This is a genomic window from Allomesorhizobium camelthorni, from assembly GCF_011045125.1.
GTDB lineage: Bacteria > Pseudomonadota > Alphaproteobacteria > Rhizobiales > Rhizobiaceae > Allomesorhizobium > Allomesorhizobium camelthorni.
On sequence record NZ_JAAKZF010000228.1, the window covers coordinates 1 to 1,701 of the forward strand.

The 1,701-nt window shown below is 60.1% G+C and carries 3 protein-coding genes; all 3 read right to left on the bottom strand.

From position 1 onward, the window contains the following. The coding region (locus G6N73_RS35480; protein ID WP_165034509.1) for a LysR family transcriptional regulator at positions 1 to 141 on the bottom strand (141 nt) is incomplete at its 3' end. A 152-nt stretch (positions 142 to 293) separates the two neighbouring features. Further along, positions 294 to 959: a sensor histidine kinase gene (locus G6N73_RS35485; protein ID WP_165034510.1), complete on the bottom strand. Its 666-nt coding sequence runs from the start codon at positions 957 to 959 to the stop codon at positions 294 to 296. Between the two features lie 393 nt (positions 960 to 1,352). After that, positions 1,353 to 1,701, bottom strand: a 349-nt coding sequence (locus G6N73_RS35490) for a transposase (protein ID WP_165034511.1), incomplete at its 5' end; no start/stop codon positions are given.

A 1,701-nucleotide genomic window follows, 5' to 3' on the forward strand; every position in this document is an offset into this window, starting at 1 on the left:
AAGCTGACCCCCAAGCTCCTGCTCCAGCTTTTGCACGCCTTTGGTCAGCGCCGGTTGCGTGACGTTGCACATCTCCGCAGCACGCGTGAAATTCAGCGTGCTCGCAACAGCTAGAAAGTACCGAACTTGATGGAGTTCCATGGATGTTCACCGTGAGTTGTTGCGGTCGCTACTGCGCCGTTCGCGATTGCTTTACAGCGGCTGCGGGGCACGGGGGCACCATATCGTGAAGCCAGCGTGCCACCGCTGCCGCCGACGGGCGGAAAGGCGTTCGTTTGGGTGCCAGGTCTACATCACACCCTCGAGGGGAAGACGGTGCCGCGCATCAGAAAGCGGGTGCCCTCCTCGTCGGCGATATGCACGTGGACGGCGTTCAGCTTGCGGCTCATGGCTTCGATGATGCGCATACCTAGGCCTGACGTTATCGGGGCTTTGTGAACATCCGCGATGCCATAGTCCCTGACCTCCATCCGAAACTCGGATTGATTCAGGAAGAACAAGCAAATGTCGATGTCGCCCGGCTCATCAGGAGCATAGGCGTGTTTGCAAGCGTTTATGACGAGCTCATTGATCAGAATACCCAGCATACTCGCAAAGTCAGCCGGCACTTCGAACGACTGGATTTCTGCGGTGATCTGCTTGCGAGCCACGCCGCCGCTACAGCCTTGCTCGATCTTGGCAGTTAACTCGAGGAGATAGGGCTCGATGTCGAGAGTATGCGCCGAACTCGATTGGTATAACTGCTGATGGACGGCGGCCACGGCATCGATGCGGCGCACCGCAGCCCGCAGGGAATCGCAGACCAGTTGGTCGCACGTTTCCCTGGCCTGCATGGAGAGGAGGGAGGAGATGAGTTGAAGGCTGTTCGCGATGCGATGGTCGATCTCCTGTTGCCTCATGGGCGCAACCGGTACAACTATTGTCGCGTCTGCGGACCTGCTGCTCAAATCACCCGTCATGCGAACCTCCATGTGTAGATGCACGCTATGTTGATGAATTTGCGCAGGCAGTGGAATCATACACTGGTCTTATTTCGACCAACCAAAGAAGCGGACGCTGACGGCGACCACGGTGAGGTCGCGGTTGCGCCGATAGTGTTCTCTAATGGGTCAAGGGGCGGCGGCTCGGTTGGGAGCGTTATCGACGCTTTCGGGTGCCTGCGTTCTCTACGTGCTCCTGGGCACTTGATGGGGTCAGCTGGGTATGGAGCGGCTTGGTTGAAATCGCAGTCGGCCGATCAGATCGACCGCATGCTACAGAATCGGCGCCGTCATCCATTCCCTCCCTCGGGCGTCGCTCCCGCTCGGGAGCTCGTTTCGGTCTCCTGTCCTGTCCGGTTCGCTGCCGATCGGCTACGCGGGTTTGAACTCGGTGCCGTGCCGGAGCATGGCATGCATGATGATCGCAAGCCGCCGGGCGAGTGCGATCCGCGCCTTTCGCATTGTAGACCGCGCCGCGATCGCCAGCGCCCAGTCCTTCAGCTTCAGCGGACCTTTGTAGCGCGTCAGCATGACGTTCGCCGATTCGTAGAGCAGCGATCGCGTTCGCCGGTCGCCGCACTTTGAGATGCTGCCGGTATAGTCGACCTCGCCCGATTGATAGCGACGCGGCACCAGGCCGAGATAGGCGCCGATGTCGCGAGACCTGCGAAAGCGCTCGGGATCATCGACGGCGGCCGTGAAGGCGAGCGCGGTGAGCTTG